This window comes from Variovorax sp. 679 (assembly GCF_003952185.1).
Classification (GTDB): Bacteria; Pseudomonadota; Gammaproteobacteria; order Burkholderiales; family Burkholderiaceae_C; genus Variovorax.
Map to the genome: position 1 here is coordinate 546967 of NZ_RXFS01000003.1, position 25231 is coordinate 572197.

The 25231-nt window shown below is 61.8% G+C and carries 21 protein-coding genes; 5 read left to right on the forward strand and 16 right to left on the reverse strand.

Annotation, left to right across the window (positions count from 1 at the left end; genetic code table 11):
• Position 1 precedes the first annotated feature (1 nt).
• Positions 2-703 carry an ABC transporter ATP-binding protein gene (locus EJO71_RS09925; RefSeq protein ID WP_125948165.1) on the forward strand — a complete coding sequence of 234 codons (702 nt, stop codon included), beginning with the start codon at positions 2-4 and terminating at the stop codon, positions 701-703.
• Here the strand turns inward: EJO71_RS09925 and EJO71_RS09930 are convergent.
• Entirely contained in the window at positions 700-2859 is a 2160-nt protein-coding gene (locus EJO71_RS09930; protein ID WP_164546782.1) for a glycosyltransferase family 4 protein, read from the reverse strand. The two genes, EJO71_RS09925 and EJO71_RS09930, sit on opposite strands and share 4 nt — an antisense overlap.
• Before the next feature lie 163 nt (positions 2860-3022).
• Between EJO71_RS09930 and EJO71_RS09935 the strand changes: the two genes are divergently transcribed.
• From EJO71_RS09935 to EJO71_RS09950, 4 genes are all read left to right on the forward strand, one after another.
• Positions 3023-4321: an FkbM family methyltransferase gene (locus EJO71_RS09935; RefSeq protein WP_125948164.1), complete on the forward strand. Its 1299-nt coding sequence runs from the start codon at positions 3023-3025 to the stop codon at positions 4319-4321.
• The gene (locus tag EJO71_RS09940; protein ID WP_125948163.1) at positions 4321-8073 is read left to right on the forward strand and encodes a glycosyltransferase; all 3753 of its coding nucleotides are present in this window, start codon (positions 4321-4323) and stop codon (positions 8071-8073) included. The genes EJO71_RS09935 and EJO71_RS09940 overlap by 1 nt, the downstream gene beginning before the upstream one ends.
• A 109-nt stretch (positions 8074-8182) precedes the next feature.
• Positions 8183-9220, forward strand: a complete 1038-nt coding sequence (gmd, locus tag EJO71_RS09945) for a GDP-mannose 4,6-dehydratase (RefSeq protein ID WP_125948162.1) — start codon at positions 8183-8185, stop codon at positions 9218-9220.
• A complete protein-coding gene (locus tag EJO71_RS09950) occupies positions 9217-10095 on the forward strand; it encodes an NAD-dependent epimerase/dehydratase family protein (protein ID WP_125948161.1) in 879 nt (292 codons plus the stop codon). The genes gmd and EJO71_RS09950 overlap by 4 nt, the downstream gene beginning before the upstream one ends.
• Here the strand turns inward: EJO71_RS09950 and EJO71_RS09955 are convergent.
• Genes EJO71_RS09955 through rfbF form a run of 15 tightly spaced genes read right to left on the reverse strand, consistent with a single transcriptional unit; the run spans position 10088 to position 25207 of the window.
• The gene (locus EJO71_RS09955) at positions 10088-10489 is read right to left on the reverse strand and encodes a GtrA family protein (protein WP_206169001.1); all 402 of its coding nucleotides are present in this window, start codon (positions 10487-10489) and stop codon (positions 10088-10090) included. The two genes, EJO71_RS09950 and EJO71_RS09955, sit on opposite strands and share 8 nt — an antisense overlap.
• Entirely contained in the window at positions 10486-11820 is a 1335-nt protein-coding gene (locus tag EJO71_RS09960; RefSeq protein ID WP_125948160.1) for an NAD(P)/FAD-dependent oxidoreductase, read from the reverse strand. Before EJO71_RS09960 ends, EJO71_RS09955 begins: the two co-directional genes overlap by 4 nt.
• Before the next feature lies 1 nt (position 11821).
• Positions 11822-12751 carry an NAD-dependent epimerase/dehydratase family protein gene (locus EJO71_RS09965; RefSeq protein ID WP_125948159.1) on the reverse strand — a complete coding sequence of 310 codons (930 nt, stop codon included), beginning with the start codon at positions 12749-12751 and terminating at the stop codon, positions 11822-11824.
• A 33-nt stretch (positions 12752-12784) separates the two neighbouring features.
• Positions 12785-14815 carry a hypothetical protein gene (locus EJO71_RS09970; protein ID WP_125948158.1) on the reverse strand — a complete coding sequence of 677 codons (2031 nt, stop codon included), beginning with the start codon at positions 14813-14815 and terminating at the stop codon, positions 12785-12787.
• 17 nt (positions 14816-14832) lie between these two features.
• Positions 14833-15582, reverse strand: coding sequence for an SDR family oxidoreductase (locus EJO71_RS09975; RefSeq protein ID WP_125948157.1), 750 nt, complete (start codon positions 15580-15582; stop codon positions 14833-14835).
• 10 nt (positions 15583-15592) lie between these two features.
• Positions 15593-16915: an FAD-binding oxidoreductase gene (locus EJO71_RS09980; RefSeq protein WP_164546781.1), complete on the reverse strand. Its 1323-nt coding sequence runs from the start codon at positions 16913-16915 to the stop codon at positions 15593-15595.
• Positions 16912-18375, reverse strand: coding sequence for a UbiA family prenyltransferase (locus tag EJO71_RS09985; protein WP_164546780.1), 1464 nt, complete (start codon positions 18373-18375; stop codon positions 16912-16914). The genes EJO71_RS09980 and EJO71_RS09985 overlap by 4 nt, the downstream gene beginning before the upstream one ends.
• 17 nt (positions 18376-18392) lie before the next feature.
• Positions 18393-18935, reverse strand: coding sequence for a dTDP-4-dehydrorhamnose 3,5-epimerase (rfbC, locus tag EJO71_RS09990; protein ID WP_125948155.1), 543 nt, complete (start codon positions 18933-18935; stop codon positions 18393-18395).
• A gap of 23 nt (positions 18936-18958) precedes the next feature.
• Positions 18959-19699, reverse strand: a complete 741-nt coding sequence (locus tag EJO71_RS09995) for a cephalosporin hydroxylase family protein (protein ID WP_125948154.1) — start codon at positions 19697-19699, stop codon at positions 18959-18961.
• Positions 19696-20706, reverse strand: a complete 1011-nt coding sequence (locus tag EJO71_RS10000) for a class I SAM-dependent methyltransferase (RefSeq protein ID WP_206169000.1) — start codon at positions 20704-20706, stop codon at positions 19696-19698. Before EJO71_RS10000 ends, EJO71_RS09995 begins: the two co-directional genes overlap by 4 nt.
• Positions 20707-20746: 40 nt before the next feature.
• Complete coding sequence (locus EJO71_RS10005) at positions 20747-21601, reverse strand: NAD(P)-dependent oxidoreductase (protein WP_125948152.1); 855 nt, start codon at positions 21599-21601, stop codon at positions 20747-20749.
• Positions 21598-22824, reverse strand: a complete 1227-nt coding sequence (locus EJO71_RS10010; RefSeq protein ID WP_125948625.1) for a class I SAM-dependent methyltransferase — start codon at positions 22822-22824, stop codon at positions 21598-21600. The genes EJO71_RS10005 and EJO71_RS10010 overlap by 4 nt, the downstream gene beginning before the upstream one ends.
• A 1-nt stretch (position 22825) precedes the next feature.
• Positions 22826-23380: a dTDP-4-dehydrorhamnose 3,5-epimerase gene (rfbC, locus tag EJO71_RS10015; protein ID WP_125948151.1), complete on the reverse strand. Its 555-nt coding sequence runs from the start codon at positions 23378-23380 to the stop codon at positions 22826-22828.
• Positions 23367-24452 (reverse strand): CDP-glucose 4,6-dehydratase, encoded by a 1086-nt coding sequence (gene rfbG, locus EJO71_RS10020; protein ID WP_240651315.1) that lies wholly within the window; start codon positions 24450-24452, stop codon positions 23367-23369. The genes rfbC (EJO71_RS10015) and rfbG overlap by 14 nt, the downstream gene beginning before the upstream one ends.
• Positions 24434-25207 carry a glucose-1-phosphate cytidylyltransferase gene (gene rfbF, locus EJO71_RS34740; protein WP_240651347.1) on the reverse strand — a complete coding sequence of 258 codons (774 nt, stop codon included), beginning with the start codon at positions 25205-25207 and terminating at the stop codon, positions 24434-24436. The genes rfbG and rfbF overlap by 19 nt, the downstream gene beginning before the upstream one ends.
• Positions 25208-25231 lie beyond the last annotated feature (24 nt).

Consider the following 25231-nt stretch of genomic DNA (forward strand, 5'->3'; position numbering starts at 1 on the left):
CATGGCATTCATCTCACTTAAAAACGTCGCGGTCAACTTTCCAATTTACGGCGCTGGAGCCAATTCACTCAAGAAGACGCTCGCAGCCTCCGTGACCGGTGGACGCTTTGGCAAGGAAACCGGCGTGACCGTGGTGCAGGCGCTCAGCGGCATCAATATTGAATTGAAGAGTGGGGACAGACTCGGACTGGTTGGTCACAACGGTGCGGGCAAGTCGACATTGCTGCGCACACTTGCCGGCGTTTACGAGCCGTCCTCAGGCGAGTTCGCGCGTCAAGGATCGGTGGCCAGCCTGATCGACCCTTCGCTAGGTATCGAAATGGATGCGACGGGTGTGGAGAACATCATGCTTCGCGGCCTCGTGATGGGCATGAGCAAGAAGGACATCGACCGCCTCACGCCCGACATCTGCGAATTCAGCGGCCTGGGCGAATACGTGAACATGCCGGTGCGGACCTATTCGACCGGGATGCTGATGCGGCTCGCGTTCTCGATCTCGACCAGCGTCGAGGCCGACATCCTGCTGATGGATGAGTGGCTGTCAGTTGGCGACGCCGCCTTTACAGAAAAGGCGGAGAAACGGATGAAAGACGTGGTGGCCAAATCCGGCATTCTGGTGCTCGCCTCGCATTCGCCGGACCTGATCGCCAAGGAGTGCAACCGGGTGATCCACCTGGAGCATGGGCGGATCGTCGAACGCTAGCTCGGCGCACGCCGTCGAAGCGCCCCGATTTCATCGAGGCGTTCAGCAATGCGGCGCCCCGCCGCGCCGAGCGACAGATTGATTTCAGCGCTCTGCTTGCCGCGAGCCCCTATCTCGCGCGCCCATTGCTGATCCTCGTACAAGCGACGCATCAACTGGGCCGCATGCTCGACCGAAGGTTCAGCCCACTCCAAATCGGCGTCGTACGGTGGAATAGGCCTGCCGACCTTCACCCGCTCGTAGGGCACCAGGAGGCTGTTCTCGTCGTTCATGAAATCCATGTTTCCCGAGAAGGCCGTTGCAATCACGGGCTTTCCCATCAGCATCGCTTCGGCCATGGTCAGTCCAAGTCCTTCGCTGCGATGGAGCGATACATACGCGTCGCACGCATCCATCAGCGAAAGCACCTCGTCTGAACTTAAAACCTGGTCAATGATCTTGATCGTCGGAAAATCGGCGGCCGCATCGCACAACTCCTGAAACTGGACGGGATATCGATCCCCGAACGATGTCTTCAACACCAGCGTCACTGACTCGTCGCCGCGAAACGCCATCTTGAATGCGCGAATGAGTCCGAGCGGGTTCTTGCGCTCCATCACACTCACCATGTGAAAAGTGAAAAGAAAAGTGAAGCGGTTCGCATCCAGCTTGAAATACGCGCGATCACGAATCTGAAAAGGAGCCAAGGTCACGCCCGGAAAGAGCGTTCGCACTGGCACGGATAACCGCTCGCGAAGACCGCTTGCAATGAACTCAGTGGCCGTCCAAACCTCGTCGACTTGATCGGCGTAGGTACACCAAGATTGCGGTATCGAATCGAACTCCCAGTACCAATAGGCGATGCGATAGGTACGCGGCGTGCGCTCAGCCAAATCCGCCCTGGCGTAAGCCCTTGCAAAGAAAGGCTCGGGCTGCACGTGGATGATTGTGATATCGCTGGACTCGAGGCCATCGAAACGCACATGGCGAGGGTCATCCCGCACATCCGTCCTGACATCGCGCAACGACGTCCGAATGCCCACGAGTCTCAACGACTCGATCATGGCCTCCACAGAAACGCGCAACCCTGAGGGATAGCAGAAATGGCCAATGACATTGACTCCACCGTTGAGCAATTCGGGGGCCACCGCGTCGATATCGAGCCCAGCACACCATGCGCGCGCCTCCGGCGTAATTGAGGCCTCTGCGCCGGATGCAAGCCACACGAGCAACGCTCGAGCGGCAGCGATGCTTGAAAATGCATCGGGATGTGCACGCTGCCATGCTGCTTGCGCCAAATACTCCATACGCACTTGCAGTGCTGGCTCCGGAAACCCAGAAATCTCGGCCGAACCCGACGGGAACCGGTCTAAGCCATAGGTATTCGCAATCCAGGCCGAAAATCGGGTCCAGCCAAAAACTGTCAGTGCGTCAGGGAAACGCTGCTGCCATTCCGGTGTAAACAAAAAGGCCTGCACCAACTCGGCTTGCGGGTTCTCCTGCGCCTGCAGGAACAGCCACCAGACTTCTTCGAGCGCCAAGTCGCCAGTTTCCAGTCCGTGCTGCATGAACCACCGGAAAAGACCGCGTCGGCCCGACGGCATCAGCCCGTGTGGGAAGACCGCCCGAACATCATCATTCGCCAGAAAAAACTGCCTCGCCCGCTCGGCAAAGTCTCCCGAAAGAAGTGCAACCAAATGCTGCACGCTCTCGGACGTCAACTCCAGAGCCTGTTGTCCGTCGCGACTGAGCAGCCATTCGGCAACGCCATTCCCGCCTGGAGCGGAAAACACGTAGGGAAAACGATCACGAAGATCCCCTCGCTGACGCAACGTATCCATCAAGAAGCGTGCGGCACTCTTTCGATCTACAACTGACCGGGCGTTCGTCTGCGGCCAGAAAACCTGGTCTCGAGGCAAACCCGCAGCTTCGAGGGCGTCGCCGGCACTATAAAGATCAAGGGCGGCAACGAGAGCTCCCCCCCCCTCCAGCTGCAGAGCCTCTTGGCGTGAGCGCTCCTCATCAAACAGCAACTTCAGAGACTGCGCTCTTGCATCACGGATAGCGCGTTCCCGAAGAAACTGCAGTCGTTCCGGCATGCGCCAAGGCGTCATCAGCCAATAAGCGGCCTTGGGAACCTTGCGCGCGGCCCGGCGCAGCACATCAAGCCTTCGCATGGCAACGCGGCAATTTCGCTAATAAACGTAACTTCATCATGGCGAGTCTTATTCGAGTGCGGTCATCATGCTAATGATCACCTGTTTCCGCCTCGTAAAATAGCGGTATGCGCGAAAGCATGCATTTCCCTGGGAGGACCATCGGCTCAGCCGCAAGTCGCACATGACTCAACACAACAGTTCCAAGGTTTTTACTTCGTACGCACAGAACTTCGAGGACGTAATGCTCTGGCGGGCGCTGAAGCACGTGCCTGCGGGCGTCTACGTCGACATCGGTGCCCAGCATCCCGTGGTGGACTCCGTCAGCAAGGCTTTCTACGAGCAGGGGTGGCGCGGCGTGCATGTCGAACCTGTTCCGCACTATGCGGAATTGCTGAGGCAGGACAGGCCCGACGAGGTCGTCCTGCAGGTTGCGCTTTCTGACGCGGCGGGCATTCTTGAACTTTACGTGATCGAGGATACGGGCCTCAGTACGGGTGTGAAGGCCTATGCCGACATCCATCGAACCGAGCATGGCTTTGCATACAAGACAGTACCGACGCCCATGCTGCCGATGAAGACCGCCTTGGCATCGCTGGACGGCTGTCCCGTGCATTGGCTGAAGATCGACGTCGAGGGACTGGAGGAAGAGGTGCTTCGAGGTTGGGACAGCAAGACGCTGCGGCCCTGGATCATCGTGATCGAGGCCACCGTGCCGATGTCGACTGAACTCCGCTACGACGGCGCCGAACGTATTCTGGTCGACGCAGGCTACCAATTCGCCTACTTCGATGGGCTCAATCGCTTCTACGTGGCGGTGGAACATGCGGATCTGCTGCCAGCACTGAAGATCCCGCCCAACGTGTTCGACTACGCCGAACTCAGTGGCCAATCCGGAACGTGGTGCAACGGCCTCATCGCGCGCCACAAGGAAGAATTGCGCGCGTGTGCGGCTCAACTCGAAGCCGAGCGTGCCGAACGAGTACAACTCGAACTGAGATCTCGCACCGAACTCCATCGCGCACGCTCGGCGCTCGACGATGCAAAGAATCGGGCCCACGAAGCTGCGATGCGCACCGTCAAGGCTGAGGCGCGGGCAACCATTGCTGAAGCGAGTGCCACCCATGCAAATGAGCGAACCCTCGATGCCGAGGCGCGTGCATCACTAGCGACGACTACGCCGCTGCAGCGACTGGCTTCCGCTGCGATGGAAGGCCGCATTACCAGCGGCCTCAAGCGTCGCATCAAGACTGTCCTTCGCGTTGTGGCGATTACGGTAGGTCGCCATCCCCAGCTCAAGCGAGCGGCAATACTCACCTTGAGCTGTGTCCCGCCACTGAGGCGGCGCCTGCAAACGATGCTCGCGCCCCCACCCCCTTCTGCATCGCATAGCCCATTGGAGAAACCTCAGTCCATGTCTCCCGACACCGCCTTGGTGTACCGGCAGCTGCGTCAAAGCCAGCAAAGATCGGGGCATGCCTGATGCGGATCGTCATTGACCTTCAGGGCGCCCAATCCACCGGCAACAGACATCGCGGCATCGGACGCTACTCCTTGTCTCTGGCGCAGTCGATGGCGCGGCAAGCAGGAAAGCACGAGCTTCTGCTTGCATTGAATGGGCGTTTCCCAGAAGCGGCGGACGACATCAGAGCCGCCTTCAACGGGCTGATCGATCCGGCGAACATCAAGGTTTGGTACCCGGCCGCGCAATCGGGCGCCGGCGCCCGGGCGCCGAGCGAAGTACTTGCCGACGAGAAACTCTACGAAGCATTCCTGGCCAGCCTTAAGCCCGACGCGGTGCATGTGTCGAGCCTGTTCGAAGGCTTGGGCGATGCCACGGTCACCAGCGTGGGCCGCTTCGCGCGCACACCCACGGCCGTCACGCTCTACGACCTCATCCCGCTGATCAACCCGCAACCCTACCTCGACAACCCGGTCATCCGCGACTGGTACATGGGCAAGGTGGAGGCGATGCGCAAGGCGAACCTCTGGCTCGCCATTTCGGAGTCGTCGAGACAGGAAGGCCTTTCTCACCTGGACTTGGATGCGGCACGCTGCGTCAATGTGTCCACGGCCGCGGGCGACCATTTCAGGAAGCTCGACGTTGCTCCCGAGCGCGCACATGCATTGCGTGCCCGGTACAGCCTTCACAAGCCGTTCGTGATGTACACAGGCGGCATCGACCATCGCAAGAACATTGATGGCCTGATCCGGGCGTTCGCGTTGCTCCCTCCCGAATTGCGTTCTGAGTACCAACTCGCGGTGGTGTGTTCGGCCCGCCCCGAGGACCGCGAAGCGTTGATGGCATTGGCCCGCCAGCAAGGGCTGGCCGAAGGAGATGTGGCGGTCACAGGGTTTGTGCCAGAGGAAGACCTGGTCGATCTCTACAACCTATGCGCGCTGTTCGTTTTCCCATCGTGGCACGAAGGGTTCGGCCTGCCGGCGCTCGAGGCGATGTTGTGCGGTGCCCCCGTGATCGGCGCCAATACGTCCAGCCTGCCCGAAGTCATCGGGCGGGAAGACGCGATGTTCGATCCGCGAGACGACAAGTCCATTGCAGCAAAGATGTCGCAAGCGCTCAGTGATGACGCTTTCCGACGCGCCCTGCTCGCGCACGGCGAGCAGCAGAGCAAGAAGTTCTCGTGGGATGAGTCGGGACGGCGCGCGCTGCGGGCCTTCGAGCAACTGCACGACTCGACACGCCCTGCGAAGTCCGGTGCCAGCACTCCAGCCGGTGCAACGCGCCCTCGTTTGGCATATGTATCGCCATTGCCCCCCGAACGCAGCGGCATCTCGAACTACAGCGCCGAGCTGTTGCCAGAGCTTGCCAAGTTCTACGACATCGAACTGGTGACCGACCTCCAGGCCATTGACAAGCGCGAACTGAGCGAATCGTTTCCGTTGCACAGCGTCGAATGGTTCCGCAACAACGCATCCGCTTTCGATCGGGTCCTCTATCACTTCGGAAATTCCGAGTTTCACCAGCATATGTTTTCGCTGCTGGAAGAGATTCCCGGGACCGTTGTCCTGCATGATTTTTATCTGAGCGGAATCCAGGCACACAGAGAGAGCGTCGGCGGCGAAGCGTTTGCATGGACACGCGCACTCTACGAGTCCCACGGATATGGCGCCGTTGCCGAGCGTGCAAAGGCGGCAGACACAGCGGATGTGATCTTCAAATACCCGTGCAACTTCGACGTGCTGCGGCTCGCGTCGGGTGTCATCGTTCATTCGCCCTACTCGCTGGAGCTTGCAAGGCAATGGTTCGGCAGCAAGAGCACGGACAACTGGACACTGATTCCCCTGCTGCGCGTGATGCCCGAATCGATCGACGAGGCAAGACGTCGCGCACGCAAGGAATTGGGCCTGGACGACTACCAGTTCATGGTTTGCGCATTTGGCCTGCTCGGGCCGACCAAGTTGAACCACCGCCTGCTCGACGCATGGCTGCAATCGTCCCTGGCCACAGATCCCAAATGCCGGCTCGTGTTTGTCGGAGAGAACGACAAGGGACACTACGGGGAGCAGCTCGAGCAGGTTGTTGCCCGTCGCGACCGAGCCGCACAAGTGAGCATCACCGGCTGGGTTGACTCCGAAACATTCCAGCGCTACTTGAGTTCGACGGATGTCGCGGTTCAACTGCGAACACTTTCGCGCGGCGAAACCTCGGCCGCCGTCCTGGATGCCTTGGGTCGGGGTGTTGCCACGGTGGTCAACGCCAATGGATCGATGGCGTACCTGCCGTCCGATGCGGTCGTGATGCTGCCCGAAGAGTTCAGCGACGAAGCACTAATCAAGGCATTGGAAGACTTGCGTCAATCGCCTGCCACGGCGCGTGCTCTCGGAGAGAAAGGCAAGGAACTGATCAGCACGACGCATGCGCCAGCCGATTGCGCCCAACAGTATGCCGAGGCGATCGAGTTGTTCGCATCGCGCGCGCAATACGCGCGCTCGGGGCTGATCAAGTCGATTGCAGCGGACACTTCGTTGTCCGACGACGGCTTGGCCGAAGCTGCGCAGGGCATTGCGCGCGCCCTGCCGATGCCGGCTGCGAAGCGCCAACTCTTCGTCGATGTGTCGGAACTCGTGCAACGCGACTGGCAAAGCGGCATTCAACGGTTGGTGAGGTCATTGCTCCGCTCGCTGTTCGACAGTCCGCCCGAGGGCTATCGGATCGAGCCGGTCTACGCCCTGAAGGGCGAGCCGGGATACAACTACGCACGGAAATTCTCGCTGCGTTTTCTCGGCTGCTCGACCCAGGGCCTTGATGACGCGCCCATCGATGCGCGCGACGGCGACGTTTTTGTGGGCTTGGACCTGCAGCCACATATCGTTCCGGAGCAGGCCGACTTCTACAAGGCGCTGAGGCAGCAGGGTGTCCGCGTCGAATTCGTCGTGTACGACCTGTTGCCTGTCTTGTTGAGCCACCGATTCTTCCAGGACGCCAAGTCGGTGCACGAGCGCTGGTTGAAGGTCGTTGCCCAGAGCGATGGTGTTCTCGCAATTTCCAATGCCGTCGCGGACGAGTTCACGGCATGGGCTTGCGAGCACGCGCCCGAACGCATCGCGGCGGGCCTGAAGGTACGGGCGTTCCACCTGGGGGCGGATATTTCGTACTCGTTGCCGACGAGCGGCCTGCCGCTCGCGGCCAAGTCGACGCTGGCCCAGATCGCGGCAGCGCCGGCCTTCCTGATGGTCGGCACGGTCGAGCCCCGCAAGGGACATGCGCAAACGCTCGACGCGTTCGAGCAACTCTGGCGCAACGGCATCGACGTCAACCTCGTGATCGCGGGCAAGAAGGGCTGGATGGTCGAAGAGGTCGTCGAACGGCTGCAGCAGCATCCGCAGCGGGGCCGGCGGCTGTTCTGGCTCGAAGGGATCAGCGACGAATACCTGGAGCGGCTCTACGACGACAGCGCTTGCCTGATCCTGGCCTCCGAGGGCGAGGGCTTTGGACTGCCGTTGATCGAAGCCGCGATGCACAAGCTGCCGATTCTCGCGAGGGATTTGCCCGTCTTCAGGGAGGTCGCGGCAGGCCACGCGTTTTACTTCGATGGCACGAAAGGCGAAGACATTGCGGCAGCCGTTATGCAGTGGCTCGAACTGTTCAAGTTGGGCCGGCATCCGCGCTCGGAGACAATGTCGTTCCTGACCTGGCAACAGAGCGCAGAACAATTCAAGGCGGCCCTTCTCGACCCGTCTTGCCCACGGACCGTGCCATCGCGGTCCAATTGATTTCAACCCGAGGTGCATTGCGCAGACCTTGCGTCAGCATTCAGGAAATGCCGCCCAGGCTGCTCATGCGCCACTCAGTCATTCAGTTAGAAAAGGAAAGAGGACTTCGATGAAAAAGCGCGCTGTTGTAACAGGTATCACAGGCCAGGACGGTGCCTACCTGGCGGAATTGCTGCTGGCCAAGGGCTACGTGGTCTATGGAACCTATCGCCGCACGAGCTCCGTCAATTTCTGGCGCATCGAAGAGCTCGGCATTCAGGGCAATCCCGACCTTCACCTCGTGGAATACGACCTGACTGATTTGGGCAGTTCGATCACGCTGATCAAGGATGCGAATCCTGACGAGATCTACAACCTCGCCGCACAGAGCTTCGTTGGCGTGAGCTTCAACCAGCCTGCCGCAACCGCCCAGATCACCGGCGTCGGCGCACTCCATCTGCTTGAGGCCATTCGCCTAGTCAACCCGAAGATTCGTTTCTATCAGGCATCGACCTCCGAGATGTTCGGCAAGGTTCAGGCCATTCCACAGATCGAGAGCACGCCGTTCTATCCGCGCAGCCCCTACGGCGTGGCAAAGCTCTACGCTCACTGGATGACGATCAACTACCGCGAGAGCTACGACATCTTCGGCGCCAGCGGTATCCTGTTCAATCACGAGAGCCCGCTGCGCGGCCGCGAGTTCGTCACGCGCAAGATCACCGACAGCGTCGCCAAGATCAAGCTCGGCAAGCTCGACGTGCTTGAGCTCGGCAACCTCGACGCCAAGCGCGACTGGGGCTTTGCCAAAGAATACGTCGAAGGCATGTGGCGCATGCTGCAGGCCGACGAACCCGACACCTTCGTGCTGGCCACCAACCGCACCGAGACCGTGCGCGACTTCGTCACGCTCGCGTTCAAGGGCGCGGGCATCGATGTCGAGTTCAAGGGCGCCGCGGAATCCGAGATCGCGGTCGACACCGCCTCCGGCAAGACCGTGATGCGCGTGAATCCCAAGTTCTACCGACCGGCGGAAGTCGAGCTGCTCATCGGCGACCCCGCCAAGGCCAAGGCCAAGCTGGGCTGGGCACCAACCACCACGCTGGAGCAACTGTGCCAGATGATGGTCGAGGCCGATCTGCGGCGCAACGCACAAGGCTTCTCGTTTTGAAGATCCTGCTGACCGGGGCGGAAGGGTTCACCGGTCGCCTGTTTGCCGAGCATGCAACCGCGGCGGGCCACACCGTGGTCGCACTGCAGGCCAACCTGACGAACGCAGACGCCCTGCGCGACGAAGTCCTGAACACCGCGCCGGATGCCGTCGTGCATCTTGCCGCGATCAGTTTCGTTGGCCATGCCCATGACGAAGCGTTCTATGCCGTCAACGTGATCGGCACGACCAACCTGCTCAACGCGCTGGTGCAGCTACCGGTTCGCCCGCGGCGCGTGCTGCTAGCCAGCAGCGCCAACATTTACGGCAACACGGCCGAGTCGCCCATTGGCGAGACGCACGCACCGGCACCCGTCAACCACTACGGCATGAGCAAGCTCGCCATGGAGTACATGGCGCGAACGTATGCCGACCGGCTGGATCTCGTGATCACGCGCCCGTTCAACTACACGGGGCCCGGCCAGGACGACCATTTCCTGATTCCCAAGCTTGCGATGCATTTCGCGGCCCGCGAGCCTTCCATCGCGCTGGGCAACCTGGACGTGGAGCGCGAGTTCAACGATGTGCGAATGGTCTGCGACGCGTACCTGCTGCTGCTTTCGCACGGCGAGCCCGGCGAAACCTACAACATCTGCTCCGGCCAGCCCTACGCCTTGCGTTTCGTCATCGACACCTTTGCGCGCCTCACGGGATATTCGCCGCGCATCGAGGTGAACCCCGCGTTCGTCCGGGCCAATGAGGTGCATCGGCTTTGCGGCAGTGCGACGAAGCTGCAGGCACTTTTTGCAACGCACGGCGTCACGCTGCTCAGTCCGCCGCTGGAGGAAACGCTGCAGCGAATGCTGCAGGCGGCCGGATCCGGCAAGGCTACTTGAACGTCAGCATCCGATGGCCGAAGTAGCTCGTGACGACCGGCACGAGAACACCGACCAGGTGCGCCACGGCCTCGGCATGCTCGACGATGCCCAGCTTCGGAAACACCCAGCGGGCAAGAACGAGGCTGATAGCCAGCGTCTGCAGCACAGCGAGCACATTCACGCCGACGAACTTCATGATCTGCGGGCCGAGCGCGCTCTTCTTTGCGTCAAACACATGCTGGCGCATCAGCACGAAGGCGACCACCATCCCCACCAGGTAGGCCAGGACAATGGCCGTGCCGTAGCCCAGCCAAAGACTGAACAGGAAGCGCGACCCATAGTTTGCGGCGGCGGCAATGCCGCCTGCCATAAGAAACCGGAGGAACTGCGGCGTCAGCAACGCGCTATTCATCGGGTTTGCGCGGCCGCGGCCGACTTCGCCAGTTCGCGTCCGAATCCGATGCTCTCCGAGATGCCTCGGTCTTCGGGGTAGTAGTACGACGTATCCGCCACCCACAAACCCTGTACCGGCAAGGCGGCAGGCGGAAGGCGATCCAGATAGCCCGGGTCACAGATCGGCTGCGCGTAACGGTAGCGGCTGGCGCGCATGTCGATGAAGTCGTCTTCCGTCAGCGCCGGATTGATCTTCATGCAGTACCGGCGAACCTTGGCCAGGAAGACTTCGTCCGCATCCTGGAACTTCGGATGCTCACCCGGCATGTAAAACGGAACGTACAAGACATGAGGGTCCAGGGGTCGCAAATTGCTGTACTCCACCAACCCCGGAATGTCCATCTCGGGGTCGTTAATGTTTAGCCAGAAATTCTCGGTCAGGGGCTTGCGCAGCTTGGCGATGACGCAGACCACGGCGATGTTCTTCAGTGCGGCAAAAGCTTGCAACGTCTGCGCCGGCAGCCCCGGCATCAGGCGCGGCACATAGGGCAAGGGAACGGTGCTGACGATCTTGTCGAAGACCTCCATCCCCGCCGCCGTTTGCACCCCCTTCACGGCGCCATCTTCGATCACCACCTTGGAGGCCGGAGACGCGAGACGGACCTCGCCGCCCTTGGCCTCGATCGCCGCCTTCAGCGCATCCAGCAACGTTTGCGATCCGCCGTCCAGGTAGCCGAGCTTTTCCTTGAACAGGCTGTAGCGGGAACGCCCGATGCGGCGAATGCGGCTCCAGATCCACGCGGCCGACAGGTTGGAGCTGTGCTCGTAGAACTTGTAGTCGAACAGACGCTTCCACAGCACCTCGTAGGCTTCGGCACCGACCCATCGCTTGATCCAGCCGGTGGCCTCGACGTGGTCGAGCGGCTTCCAGTCGTTTCGCTTGGTTGAAAGAAAAGCGTGCAGGCCGTAGCGGAACTTGGCGACCAACCCCAAGCCTTTGAACGTCAGCAAGGCCATCGGATTTCCCCATGGCTGAAGACGGTTCTGGTACCAGTAGCCCATCTTCGTGGCCACCCAGTACATCTTCGAGGAGAGGCCGAGTTCTTCGAGCATCTGGAAAAAGGCCGTGTCCGAGGTGCAATGAAAATGGTAGTAGCGCTCGATCTGCAGCCCGCCGAAATCAAAGGCCGCGGTCATTCCGCCCACGCGGTCGTCGGCTTCGAACACGACGGGCCGATGCCCGTCGAGGGCCAGTTGGTAGGCGACAGCCAGACCCATAGGGCCGGCTCCCAGAACGGCGATGCGTTGCCCGTGCGGCGAGCCCGGAGCGACAAGGTTCGATTCCGCCACGTCAGAACTCCAGTGCGATCTTGCTGTAGACCGGATGATTGAACGTCTCCTCGACAGCCTCATTGAACGGCGTGCTGCGCACACCGAAGATTCCGGGCCAGTCGATCACCTCGAACTCGTCGCGCGCCACCAGGGCCTGGAGCTGCTGTGTGGTGAACGGCGGATTGCGATCGAACAACGACCAAGTCCACAGCAAGCCGTAGAACAAGTCATAGGGAATCTTGACGATCCGAGCCTTCGCCTTCGTGGCGCGCTTGATCTCGCGAATGATGTCGATGTAGTCGACCTGCTGATGCCCGGTGATGTTGAAGATCCCGGTGCGGACGGTGTTTTCGATGCAACTGATGATCACGTTGCAGAAGTCGCCGACGTACAGCGGCTGGCGCATGAACTTACCGTTTCCCGGCACGGGAAACACGGGCACCTTCGCCATGAAACGCGACAGCCATCCGAGATGCTTTCGATCGAACCAGCCGAACATCAGGGTCGGTCGCAGGATCGGGCATTCGATGCCGCTGTCCAGGACCATACGCTCCTGGTCCTTCTTGCTGCGGGTATAGAAATCGTCGGCCACGGACTCCACCACCGATGAGCTGATATGGACCAACTGGGGCACCTTGTTCTTCTTGACGGCTTCGAGGATGAGTTCCGTGGAAGTCACGTTGTTGTCCACGAATTCCTGGTAGTCGATGCCGCCGATCTGCGCTTGCAGCATGACTACCACGTCGGCACCTTCGAAATGCGCAAGCCAGTCGCCGCGCTTGGAAACATCCGCGTATTCCGCAACCACGTCGGGATGCGCTCGCGCCAGCACCTCGAGGTTGGGACGGTGCTTGTCCAGCACGACGATCTGCGTGAATTTTTCGCGATTCAGGCGGGCAACCAAGTTTTGCCCGACGAGACCAGCCCCTCCAGGAAGAATTATTTTCATACCGAAGCCCTAACAAACAAAATGAGACACATGCTATTGCGCGTAGCGAACGCCAACGCCGAGCAATCCGATGGAGAGACGCCGGTCGTCGCCGGAAAGACCCAACTCTTTGGGAGACTGCTTTCCATCGAGCTTCAGCACGACCGTCGTGATGGGAGATCTGTTCCACAGCGTCGGGGCGACGCTCACGTGCACGACGCCCTGACCTGAAACTTCCTCGCCGCCGATCTCCTCGCCATTGACAAGCACACCCACGTGCTGCGACTTGATCTTTCCGTTGCCCAGATAAGGAAAGACCTCAAAGCTCAGGTCGACTGGCTTCGACGCGCTCTTTGACTTGAATTGCAACGCGATCATGTTGGCGGACAACCATTCCCATTCGTCCGGCTTGCCGGGACGCGCGGACGGTGCAGCAACGATTTCGCATTTCGCTTTCAGCGGATTGAATTTTTCGATCTCGCCGCGGGTGTCCAGGATCGGCGAATCGTCATGGATCCGGCAATAGTCGCTCTCGGTGAACTCGGGAGGAAGATGGTCCACCTTCGCGGTCCAGATTTCCATCGAGTTGTTCTTGTTTCTCAAGAGCTCTTCGGTGTAGCCGGTTCCCCAGCCGAAGACATAGGTCCAGTCGTTCGGGACGAAGTAGGGAACGTTTGATCGGGTCAAGCGCACGGCCAGGCCGGTATTGATGCCCCAATCCTGTCCGTCGATCTGGTTGATAGCGATCCGGCTGCCGGGCTTTTCAAAATGAAACGGCTCGCTGCCACCCAGTATCGTCGAGTGCTTGCTGAAAACCTCGAAGTTCGCGTTGTACCGCGGCACGATGAAAAAGGCGGCCGCGATCCAGAGAAGCGAAAAAACCAGCAACACTGGGCGAGGCAGCCGCGCGATGAGGCAGTAGACGACCAGCAATCCCAGCAGGCCGACGATCGAGTACACGAAGAAGGAATTGAATTCGTAGAGAGGCCCCGTGATCCGAAGCGCCCACAGCGTCGAGAACGCCAAGGCCAGAATGCAGAACAGGGCCAAGCGCTGCAGTTCGACCCTCGAGGTCTTCAGGTTCAGCAGCCACTTCGTCGGAAGCACAAGTGCGGCGGCCACCATGAGCAGTTCGAAAAGAACCTTGAGGCTGCCCAGCTTCACGTCTCGGGCAGTGTCCAGCCACTCCGGCTTTCTGTCGAAGATGAAAAAGGAAGCGACGTAGTTCATCGCCTGGTTGAATTTGGGCGTCTGACCATGGTTCGACTTCATGTACGTCAGGACTCGCACCGCGTTGCAATCCGGGCAACGGGTCAGGTCGATGATGATAGGAATCAGGAAGATGCCCATGATCACGAACGAGGCAGCAAAAACCCCTATGCGCTTGCGGCCGGAAGTCCACGCAGGATCGATCACCTGCCGCGCCTTCGCCGCCCATGCAAAGCTCAGGATTGCAGCAAGAAAAACCGGAAACGTGAGCACCGGCTGCGCGATGTGCCCGTGGCACAGGACGCAGACACAGAAGACGCACACGGGCAGGAAGCGGAACCAGCCCAAGCTCAGCGCCGCCGAGGAAATCAGAAGCAGCAGATACGGGCCGAACAGCACATGCGGCGCCCAGATGCTCGATACCGCGATGTAGCCAATGCCCGCGCCCAGGCACGCCACCAGAATCCATGCGAGAAGAATTCTCTTGTCGCGCACCAGAAACAATGAAATGGCGACCGAACTCGCAATGAATCCGCTCTGGAGAGCGATGCCGAAGAACACGTGCGCCTGATGCGGCGAGGGAACGAAGTGCAAGAGGTCGACCAGAACCATCTCGCCGAAGGCATACACATAGAAGAAGAACGGGCCCGGATGGTTGAACTGCCATCTCGAGTAGTTCCCGTAGATCTCATGGAAACTCTTGGCGCGGATGATGTTCAGCGCATTGGCCGCAAAATCGCCCACCTCCAGTCTGTAGGGGCCGAAGACGAAGCCAGCCGCAGTTGCCAGGACGATCGCAAAAACGGCAAAAAATACGATCCACCAATATCGCCATTCGACACGGGCCGCAGAATTGCCTCGAACTGACTCACTCATCAGGTTATCCCTCACCCTTACAGCCCAAGTTTCTTGAAAATGAATGTCGGAATCATCTTGATGATCGTCATGATGATTTGCCAGAACCAGGGCACATAGATGACGGCCTTCCTTGCGCTCACCGCATCGACGATCGTCCGGGCCACGCGCTCCGGTGTCGCGGTCAGCTTCTTGGGCAGATCGAGCCCGGCCGTCATGGGCGTGGCAACGAAGCCCGGCTTGATCAGCAACAGGTTGACGCCGCGCTTGAAAAGCCTTCCCCGCATGCCGGAAGCAAAAGCCTCCACGCTGCTCTTTGCGGCGCCATAAAGAAAGTTGCTCGGCCGGCCGCGATCTCCGGCTACGGAGCCGATCACCGCCAGCGTGCCCCTTCCTTGCGCTTCGAACCGAGGCGCCAGCGCGAGCATGCAGACGATCGCGCTTTCGCCGTTGGTACGGAACTGCTCGATGGCATAGTCGAGGTCTACTGCCGCACGCGCCTGATCGGGCAGCGTGCCGTGGGCAATCAGCGCCACGTCGACCTCGCCGAGGTCGCGCCATGCGCGCTCGACGACATCGGGAAACTGCTTTGGCTCGGCCGCGTCCCACACATAGCTGCACATCCCCGTGGCGCCGCGGGCGCTCAGGTCGCTTGCGACGACCTCGAGTTTGTCCTGTGCGCGCGCCACAAGCGCAAAGGTGCAGCCTTCGGCGGCATATTGCCGCGCCACGGCCTCGGCGATACCGGAGGTCGCACCAACGATGAGGATCTTTTTTCTTGTTGACATGGAATGGGTCTCAGGGAGTTACGCGGTTCCAGAACCGCGATTTCAGATGCGGGTCGCGAAGCGCTTCGACTTGGGGCCAAGCCGGGTAGGCTTGCTGAAAATGCACCGCGTTCATGTGCGCGTCCTTCGCCGGGTAGAGGCGTCCTCCGGCCTCGTGAATCAATGCATCGAGCTTGGCGAACAACCGTGCGTTGGCAATGTCGCGCTGCGCAAAGTCGAGCGCCAGCGAGACGCCCGGCAATGGGAAGGACAGAAGTCCGGGCGACGGAACATCGCCGCACCGCTTGAGCACCGCGAGGAAAGAGCCGCTGCCGCTGCGCGCGATCTCTGCGAGCACCGCACGAATCGCGTCCCGCGAACTGGCGAATGGCACAACGCACTGGTATTGCTGAAACCCGGCGCGCCCATACATCCGGTTCCAGTGCAGCAGCTTGTCGAGCGGATAGAAGAACGGGTCATAGCCGACCGTCGCGTGGACCTGCCTGGCTTGCTGCCGGTGGTAGTAGAGCGTGTTGAAGATCCGCAGGCTGGCCGCATTGACCAGCGACACAGGAGGATCGACCGGCATGCTCTTGGGCTTCGCGGAAGAGACCTGCAAGCCACCTTCCTGTGCATGATTGCCCACGATGTAGTGCCCTCGCCCCGCCTGCCGGCCGGTGGCGAGGCAGTCGACCCAGGCCACGGCATATTCGTGCTGCGCATCGAGCTGCTCGGACAGGTCGAAAAACTCGCCCAATCCACCGAACTTGATCGAGCGCTGCGCCATGTAGGCAGAGGGCACGCGACGCAGCTGGATTTCAACCGACAGCACGATGCCGGTCAGGCCCAACCCCCCGACGCTCGCACGGAACAGCTCGGCGTTGTCCTGCGGCGAGCAGTCCACCACCCCGTCCTGCGTCCTGAACAGCGCCAGCCGCCTGACGTGGCAACCGAAGGTGCCCATCACATGGTGATTCTTGCCGTGCACGTCGTTGGCCACGGCGCCGCCGAGCGTGACGAACTTGGTTCCCGGTGTGACCGGCAGGAACCAGCCCCGAGGCAGCGCGATGTCGATGAGCGCTCCCAGGGTGAGGCCGGCTTGTGCGACGACCACGCCGGTTTCCCAGTCCGCTGCGATCACGCGGTCCATGCCTGCCATCGCCACGACATGGTCGGACGCTGCCATACAGGAGTCGCCGTAGCTGCGCCCCATGCCGAACGCGAGCGTGCCACCACTGCCTTGCGCCAGCGCGGATCCGGCAGCGCCTTCGACCTCGGACGGCCAATGAACGGCGTGTGCCGTTTGCGGGTGGTGGGGATACCGCCCCCACGACAGGCGTGCGGACGAGTTCAAAATGCGGCTGCAACAAAAGTGGCGGCGAACGCAATGCCGATCCAGCGGCTGACACGGTCACGCAGTGCGAAGACGATCGGATCGTCATTCATGCGCCCCCGGTGCGCGATCAACCAGACCCGGCTCAACCAGAACAACAGCAACGGGCACGCCACCCACAGCACCTTCGGGTGTCCATACAGGTGCAGCGAGGCCACGTCGTTGATGTAGAGGGCTAGCACGAGCACCGACAGATACCCCGACGACCCGCCCAGGGACGCCAGAAGCTCGAAATCCTGGACCTCGTAGCCTCGCCCCGGTGCGGCGTCGTCCCGCCCTTGCTCCCTGGCTTCATAGAGTTCGGTGTACCGCTTGACGAAGGCCAGGCTCAGAAACATGAAAATGCAGAACGCCAGGATCCAGAACGTCAACGGCGCGACGATCGCGGCGGCGCCGGCGACAACGCGCACCGTGTACAGCATCGCCAGCGTGACCACGTCGAGCATGACCACGCGCTTGATCCAGAGCGAATACGCCAGCGTCAGGAGGTAGTACACCCCGAGAACCACCGCGAATCTCGCTGGCAGCCACAGCAGCGACGCACCAAACGCGAACACCAGCAGCGCGGGCATCCAGACCATGGCGTGGAAGACCGGAAATGTCCCGGCCGCCAGCGGCCGATTGCACTTCGTGCGGTGCCTGCGGTCGTCCTTGAGGTCGAGCAGATCGTTCAGCAGGTACACGCTGGAGGCACAGGCACCGAAGCACAGGAACGCGAGCGCGCAATCGCCCAGCAGTTGCCAGTGGCTCAACTTGTGCGTTGCCAGCAATGGCACGAACACGAGAAGGTTCTTGGCCCATTGGTGCAGCCGCAGCGCCTTGCGCAACACACGCAGGTATCCCACGCGATCGTCGAACACCTCGCCCAAACGTCCGAGACGGCGCGCGCGCGCCAACACATTGAACTCGGGGTTCACCACGTGGGCGACGTTCGCGGAACGCCAGACGTCCAGGTCGGCGGTCGAATTGCCGACATATTCGAAGCGCTGTTCGCCGTAGCGGGAAACCAGGGCATCCCGCTTGTGTGCAGAAGCAAGGTTCTTCGCCTCGGTGCCGAGCACCTCGTCGAAGATGCCCAGATGGTCGGCCACCTGGCGTGCAAGCCGCGCGTCGGAAGCCGTTGCGAGCACCAGGTGCACGTCGCCCAGGGCTTTCTGGCTCTCGAGCCAGGCCACCAGAGGCTTGTTGAAGGGAAGCGTGGCGATGACCGGCGTTGCCACGTCGGCGACGCGCCGCTTGAAATAGGCTTTTCCCTTCAACAGCCAGAACAGCGCCTTCAGGAACAGCAGGGGCTGGTAGCGCAGCATCAGGAAGACGCTCTCGACCAGCAGGTCAGATCGAATCAGCGTTCCGTCGAGGTCGACCGCGATGACCCGGCGGCCCGCAGTGGCGCGACCCGATCGTGCATCGCCCAGGCTCATCGTTTGCTCAAACGCAGTCATGGGAACAGATCGGCCTTGTCCAGCGAAACCCCGGCGGCATCCTTGGCGGACAGTTGAGGGGACATGTCGGGCCAGACGATGTTCAAGGTCGGATCGTTCCACGCGATGCAGCGCTCGTACGCCGGCGCGTAGTAATCGGTGGTCTTGTAGAGAAACTCGGCCGTGTCGCTCAACACCAGGAACGCATGGGCAAAGCCGGCAGGCACCCAGAGCTGCTTGTGGTTTTCGTCCGTTAACTCCACGCCCACCCAGCGCCCGAAGGTCGGAGACGACTTGCGGATGTCGACGGCGACATCGAACACCGCCCCGCGCACGACACGCACCAGCTTGCCCTGCGGCTGCTGGATCTGATAGTGAAGACCGCGCAGCACGCCCTTGGCCGAGCGCGAATGGTTGTCCTGGACGAACTCGACGTGCTTCCCGACGGCCTCGTCGAAGGCCTTGCCGTTGAAACTCTCGAAGAAGAAGCCGCGCGCGTCACCGAAGACCTTGGGCTCGATCACCAGCACGTCGGGTATGGCGGTCGGTGTTGCTTTCATGATTTGTCCAAAACTCAAATGGGTCAGGCCACGCGGCGAAGGTAGCCGTCCGGGGCCACGCTGACGAGAAGCTTGTTGTCGATGGCCCGGTCGATCTCAAACGCATGCGCATGCGTTTTGAGGAATTCGTGAACCGCTGTCTTCGGATTGTCGCCGGGTCCCCATGGACGGTCGGGAAACAGGCTGTCGGGCAGATCTTCCACGATGGTGTCGAACACGACGCAGTAGCTGCCGACGCTCACCAGCGGCGCGTAGGCGCGCAGCTCATCGAGCACGTGGGCATGGGTGTGGTTGCTGTCAAGGCAGACCAAGACGGACCGCTTGTCGGAGGCCGCTGCCTTGACCTTGTCGATCACGTCCTGCGCGATGCTCGAGCCTTCGATCATGGAAATGCGCTTCATCATGGGATGCGCCTCGATGGCCTTGCGATTGTGGGAACGGATGTCGATGTCGATGCCCAGCACCCGTGCATCGGCCGGGCCGCCGCACGCCGCATTCAGCTCCAGCATCGCCGCGGAGAAGATCAGCGAGCCGCCGTGCGCGATGCCCGTCTCGATGATCAGGTCAGGCTGCACACGCCAGATGAGCTCCTGCATCGCCAAGATGTCCTGCGGATACTGGATGATGGGGCGCCCCATCCAGGAGAAGTTGTAGGAATAGCCTGCGCGGATGGAGGAGCCGATCAGCGCCTTGGCGTCCGCCTGCAAGGTCGAATTGGTTTCGTTGGCCGCAACGCGCGCGGCCACTTCATCGTCAAACGTCATTTTTTGTCTACCTTTACGAGTCGAAATCTGCCGCGGGACTGTGCCACGATCTCTTCGAAATAATTGGAGTTCATCACGAACACGTGCGCGCCCGGCGGCAGCGACTCGAGCGCGCGATCGGGAGAGACGATGGCCAGCCCCGTGCCGGCCATGTACTTGCCTTGCTTGACCGGGTTGATGTCGATCGCCACGTCGAATTTCACGCCTGCGGCGCGAAGGTGGTGCGAAAAGATGACGCCCTTGGAAGAGGCGCCCCAGATCGCCATGGGCCCGGAATCGGCGAGCGCAAGGGCCTTGCTCTGTTCGACACCGGCCATGAAGTCGGCCGCCAACGCGATCGACTCGCGCGGCGGCGCTACAGCCTGCCGCAACGATGCGAGGTCTGCGACGACATAGAGATACTGGCCGCCGAACACGTGTCCCGCCTCATGGACGCATTCGAACATCCTCTCGAAGTCCGTCGCGCGAAAGTAGTTGACGTGCTCGTAGAAGATGTCGAACCAGGCACCGTGCCGGCAGATCCAGTCGAAGCACGGCACCTCGATGTAGATCTTGCCCTGCCCCCCATTGGCGTCGGCGATCTCCTTCAGGAATTCGAAGGGTTGCGGAATGTGCTCGAGCACGTGGCGAAGCACGATGGTGTCCGCGGACAGCCCGAGTGCTCGCGAGAAGGGAGCGGCAACGACATGCGGGCTCTCACCCTCGAAGGCGGGGTCGATGCCGGTCGCTTCGTAGCCGGCTTCGCGCAGGTGGTTCAGAAAGTAGCCCTTGCCGCAGCCAACCTCGATCAGCGACGGCGTCTGAAAGTGACGCCTGATGATGCTCAGCACGGCGTCCAGGTGCTCTCGGAAGACCGACGAGCATGCCTGCTCGTTTTGGTAATCGGCGTCATAGGTCAGCAGCGCCGGGTCGAATGCCTCGTTGAAAACAAGCCCCGTGACCTCGTCCCACACCAGGACCATGTCGCCCCGGGCCGAGCCGATGCCCTCCTCGACGCTGTCGAACACGCGGTTCTGCAGGACAGGCAGCCCCTCGATGCGCAAGAGTTCACGATGCATCGGCCACCTCCCGCGTCAGTCGAATCAGTTTGGCATTGCTGCCCCAGAACGCCATCGGCTCGTAACTCGGATAGGGAAAGTGTCCCAGGGCGAGCTCGATCGGCGAGCCAAGGGAATCGCGCCAGCCCTCGACGAGCGAGCGCACCGAGGTGGGCCGGCCCGAGCAGACATTGACGATCCCGTGCGCCGCGTGGCCGAGGGCCAGGGCCACGAGGTGCTGCGCCACGTCGGCCACGGGCAGGAAATCGCGCAATTGCTCGCCGCCAGACATCCGGAACTCGGCATCGCCACGCCCGGCGGCCGCCATGAACTGGGTGTACAACGCGCCCGGCGCCTGCCCTTCGCCGTACATGTAGAACAGCCGCGCCCACGTCAGGCGAACCTGGCTGTCCGCGGCCAGGAACTCGAGCTCCCGACGCAATGCATCCTTCGCGAAGCCGTAGGGGTTGCGAGGATCCGTCGGAAGCGATTCGTCGAGCTCGCCGGATTGCATGCCGTATTCGAAGCAGGTGCCGGCACACACCAGCGTCGACAGCCCGGCCTTCACGAGCTGTTCGAGAAACCGGTACTGCTCGCCCAGGTGCGTGTCGAAATGATGCCGCGATTGGTAGTTCGGCAGGCCGCTCCACGCCAGATGAATAAGCGCATCGGGCCGTCCAAGCCATTCGAAGGCGCCTTCGGAAGCCGCGCTCATGTCAGCCGCCACATGCGCGACGCCCTCTGGAAGCCAGGCGCCCGCGCCCCGCCTCGACACGGCGACGACGTGGACGCCGGGCAGCAAGGACAACCGGCGAACCACGTGCCGGCCGATGAAACCGCTGGCACCGGTGACTGCGACCTTCATAGGACTTCCAGGCCGGGCACGGCGCAGACGAACTGCCCACCCCACTCGCGGATGTAGGCCAGCTGGCTCATCACTTCCGCCTTGAGGTTCCAAGGAAGGATCAGCACGTAGTCGGGCTTTTCGCGCTGAAGGCGCGCCTCGTCCACGATCGGAATGCGGCTGCCGGGCATGTACTGGCCCTGCTTGGCGGGATTCCTGTCGACAACCCAGGGCAGCAGGCCGGGCCGAATGCCGGCGTAGTTGAGCAAGGTGTTGCCCTTGGCCGCGGCGCCATAGGCACCGACGCGCTTGCCGGCCCTGCGGGCCTCGATCAGGAAGGTGACGATGCCGTCGCGCACGTCGTCGGCCCGCGACTGGAAGCCTTCGTAGTAGGCCGGGGTCGTCAGTCCGGCATCCAATTCGACGGCCAGCAGGCGCGCCACGGTTGCCTCGACCGCACGCTCACCCGTGTCGCGACGTTGCGCGAAGACCCGCAGGCTGCCGCCATGCGTGGCGAGCTCCTCGACATCGAAGACGCACAAGCCATTGGCCTCGAACAGCCGATGCACCGCGCTCAGGGACAGGTAGGAAAAATGCTCGTGATAGATGGTGTCGAACTGACAGTCGGCCACCAGCCGCATCAGGTGTGGAAACTCGAAGGTGGCCACCCCATGCGGCTTCAGCAGCTCAGCAAAGCCGGCCACAAAGTCGTTGATGTCCGGCACGTGGGCCAGCACATTGTTGGCGGCGATTAGGTCCGCGGCCTTACCCTCGGCAACCAGTTGCCGGGCCAGTGCCACGCCGAAGAACGCCTCGACCACGCTCAGGCCCTTCTCGCGCGCAGCGCGTGCCGTGCCGGCCGTCGGTTCGATGCCTGTGCAGGGGATACCGGCCTGCTGCACATATTGGAGCAGGTAGCCGTCGTTGGCAGCCACCTCGACCACGTGCGATGCTGGTGACAGTGCAAAACGCCGCACGACCTCATCGACGTAGCGCTTGCTGTGCGCGAGCCAACTCGTCGAATACGAACTGAAGTAGGCGTAGTCGCTGGAGAAGAGCTCCGCGTAGTGCGCGTAGTCCTCGGTCTGGACGAGCCAGCATTGGGAACAGGCGAGCACGCGCAACGGATACCACTTTTCCGGTGCTGCGAGTTGCGCGGCGCCCAGGTAGGCATTCGAAGGCGGGGATGAGCCCAGGTCCATGAGTTGCAGCGACAGTTCTGCGTGGCAATGGCGGCACTTCATGTCAGACACCGCGAAAGTCGGAAGGGATGAAAGGGTGCGCGGCATCGCGTGCGGACAGGTCTGCGAACGCGAGCGGCCAGGCGATGGCAAGCGCGGTGTCTGCGGGGTTCAGCCCGCCTTCGGCGCCTTGCACGTAGGGAGTGGTATGTAAATACAGCAATTCGGTGTCGTCGGCGAGTGTCTGGAAGCCGTGTGCGAATCCCTTGGGGATGAACAGGCTGCGCGCGTTCTCGGCGCTCAATTCTTCGGCGTGCCAGGCCAGGAAGGTCGGCGAATCCCTGCGCAGATCGACGGCAACGTCGAAGACCTTGCCGCGCAGGCAACTGACCAGCTTGTCTTCGGCATGCGGCGGGTACTGGAAATGCAGCCCGCGCACTGAGCCGCGCCGGTGCGTCAAGGTGTGATTCATCTGGGCGACCGGCTGCGAAAACCCCGCAGAGGCCAGTTCCTCGGCACAGAAGAAGCGGCTGAAGAACCCGCGCGAGTCCTCCAGCTTGTGCCGCTGTATCAGCTTGAGCCCGCCGAGGCGGGTGGCGGTGACGTCAAACCTCGGCATGCGTTGCCCCGCGTTCGTGCGCCGCGATCTGCCCCAGGCTGACCACCTGCATGTCTTCACCCGCACGCCAGGCGCGATCCCATTCGACGATCCTGTCAAGCGCCTCGTCGAGCCTCCAGCGGGGGTGCCATCCCAGTTCGCTGCGTGCCCTGCTGCTGTCGAGCTTGAGGTAGCCGGCCTCGTGCACGGTCTTGGCATGCGTTTCCCGCCACTGCGTGCCTGGCACCTTGCCGACCAGGCGGTCCAAGAGTTGGCGCACGGGGATCGCGTCCTCGTCCGCGGGGCCGAAGTTCCAGGCGGAGGCCGCCAGCGCGTCGCCCTTGACGAGCCGCTCGGCCAGCATCAGATAACCCGAGAGCGGCTCCAGCACGTGCTGCCAGGGTCGGGTGGCACCGGCATAACGCACATCGAGCGCTCTTTGTGCCTGGAGAGCGCGGAAGAAATCGGGAACGAGTCGATCGTCGGCCCAGTCGCCGCCGCCGATCACGTTGCCGGCCCGTGCCGTGGCGACCGCCACACCGGCCTGCGCGAGGAAGGAAGCCCGGTAGGCGGCCGTTACCAGCTCGGCGCACGCCTTGCTGCTCGAATAGGGGTCGGCCCCGCCAAGCGCTTCGCTTTCCCGGTAGCCCCACAGCCACTCGCGGTTGTCGTAGCACTTGTCGGTCGTGACATTCACGACCGCGCGCACGCCCTCGCAGGCGCGAACAGCCTCCAGCAGGTTGACGGTGCCCATCACGTTGGTGGCATAGGTCTCGGCCGGTTCCTGGTAGGAGTACCGAACCAGGGGCTGCGCGGCCAGATGAAAAACGATCTCCGGCATCGCCTCGCGAACGGCATGTTTGAGCGCTTGGCCGTCGCGCACGTCCGCAATCGCATGGCCCTGCAGCAGATCGGCGACGCGTGCCTGCGTGAACAGGTTGGTCGGCGTTGGCGGCGGCAGCGAGAAGCCGTGGACTTCGGCACCGAGCGCATGCAGCCACATCGCCAGCCAACTTCCCTTGAAGCCGGTATGCCCCGTCACCAAGACGCGGCGGCCCTGCCAAGACAAGCGATTCACGACCACGCCTTCCACGGCGCCGAATTGCTGGCCCAGAGTTGCTCCAGATAGGTCTTGTCGCGCAGCGTATCCATCGGCTGCCAGAAGCCGGCGTGTTCGAATGCCATCAACTGCCCGTCCCCGGATATCTTGGCCAGCGGCAGCCCCTCCCAACTGGTCTGATCGCCTTCGATGTAGTCGAGGCATCGGGGCGACAGAACGAAAAAACCACCATTGATCCAGCCGCCATCGCCGCGCGGCTTCTCGATGAAGCCCCGCACGGCATCACCATCGCGTTCGAGCGCGCCGTAGCGCCCGGCAGGTTGCACAGCGGTAACCGTCGCCAGGCGCCCATGCGCTCGATGAAAGTCGATCAGCTTGTCGATTCGCAGATCGGCCACGCCATCGCCATAGGTGAAGCAAAACGCCTCTTCGTTCTTGAGGTATTCGCCGACGCGCTTCAGGCGTCCACCTGTCATGGTCTCGTCGCCGGTGTCGACGAGCGTGACCTTCCAGGGTTCGGCATTGCGCTGGTGAACGTGCATTTCGTTGCTGCGCATGTCGAAGGTCACGTCGGACATGTGCAGGAAGTAGTTGGCGAAGTACTCCTTGATGACGTAGCCCTTGTAGCCGCAACAGATGATGAAGTCGTGGATGCCGTAGGCCGAGTACAGCTTCATGATGTGCCACAGCATGGGCTTGGCACCGATCTCGATCATGGGCTTCGGCTTGAGATGCGTCTCTTCGGAAATGCGCGTCCCCAGGCCGCCCGCCAGAATGACTGCTTTCATACGCGACAGGCCCCGCAAACAACG

Excerpts from the sequence above, each read along its gene's own strand:
- EJO71_RS09970 (WP_125948158.1), bottom strand. The coding sequence starts at position 14,815 with ATGAGTGAGTCAGTTCGAGGCAATTCTGCGGCCCGTGTCGAATGGCGA.
- EJO71_RS09955 (WP_206169001.1), bottom strand. The coding sequence starts at position 10,489 with ATGAATAGCGCGTTGCTGACGCCGCAGTTCCTCCGGTTTCTTATGGCA.
- EJO71_RS09965 (WP_125948159.1), bottom strand. The coding sequence starts at position 12,751 with ATGAAAATAATTCTTCCTGGAGGGGCTGGTCTCGTCGGGCAAAACTTG.
- EJO71_RS09935 (WP_125948164.1), top strand. The coding sequence starts at position 3,023 with ATGACTCAACACAACAGTTCCAAGGTTTTTACTTCGTACGCACAGAAC.
- EJO71_RS09985 (WP_164546780.1), bottom strand. The coding sequence starts at position 18,375 with ATGAGCCTGGGCGATGCACGATCGGGTCGCGCCACTGCGGGCCGCCGG.
- rfbC (WP_125948155.1), bottom strand. The coding sequence starts at position 18,935 with ATGAAAGCAACACCGACCGCCATACCCGACGTGCTGGTGATCGAGCCC.
- EJO71_RS10010 (WP_125948625.1), bottom strand. The coding sequence starts at position 22,824 with ATGAAGTGCCGCCATTGCCACGCAGAACTGTCGCTGCAACTCATGGAC.
- rfbF (WP_240651347.1), bottom strand. The coding sequence starts at position 25,207 with ATGAAAGCAGTCATTCTGGCGGGCGGCCTGGGGACGCGCATTTCCGAA.
- EJO71_RS09940 (WP_125948163.1), top strand. The coding sequence starts at position 4,321 with ATGCGGATCGTCATTGACCTTCAGGGCGCCCAATCCACCGGCAACAGA.
- EJO71_RS10005 (WP_125948152.1), bottom strand. The coding sequence starts at position 21,601 with ATGAAGGTCGCAGTCACCGGTGCCAGCGGTTTCATCGGCCGGCACGTG.
- EJO71_RS09930 (WP_164546782.1), bottom strand. The coding sequence starts at position 2,859 with ATGCGAAGGCTTGATGTGCTGCGCCGGGCCGCGCGCAAGGTTCCCAAG.
- EJO71_RS09995 (WP_125948154.1), bottom strand. The coding sequence starts at position 19,699 with ATGACGTTTGACGATGAAGTGGCCGCGCGCGTTGCGGCCAACGAAACC.
- rfbC (WP_125948151.1), bottom strand. The coding sequence starts at position 23,380 with ATGCCGAGGTTTGACGTCACCGCCACCCGCCTCGGCGGGCTCAAGCTG.
- EJO71_RS09975 (WP_125948157.1), bottom strand. The coding sequence starts at position 15,582 with ATGTCAACAAGAAAAAAGATCCTCATCGTTGGTGCGACCTCCGGTATC.
- gmd (WP_125948162.1), top strand. The coding sequence starts at position 8,183 with ATGAAAAAGCGCGCTGTTGTAACAGGTATCACAGGCCAGGACGGTGCC.
- EJO71_RS09925 (WP_125948165.1), top strand. The coding sequence starts at position 2 with ATGGCATTCATCTCACTTAAAAACGTCGCGGTCAACTTTCCAATTTAC.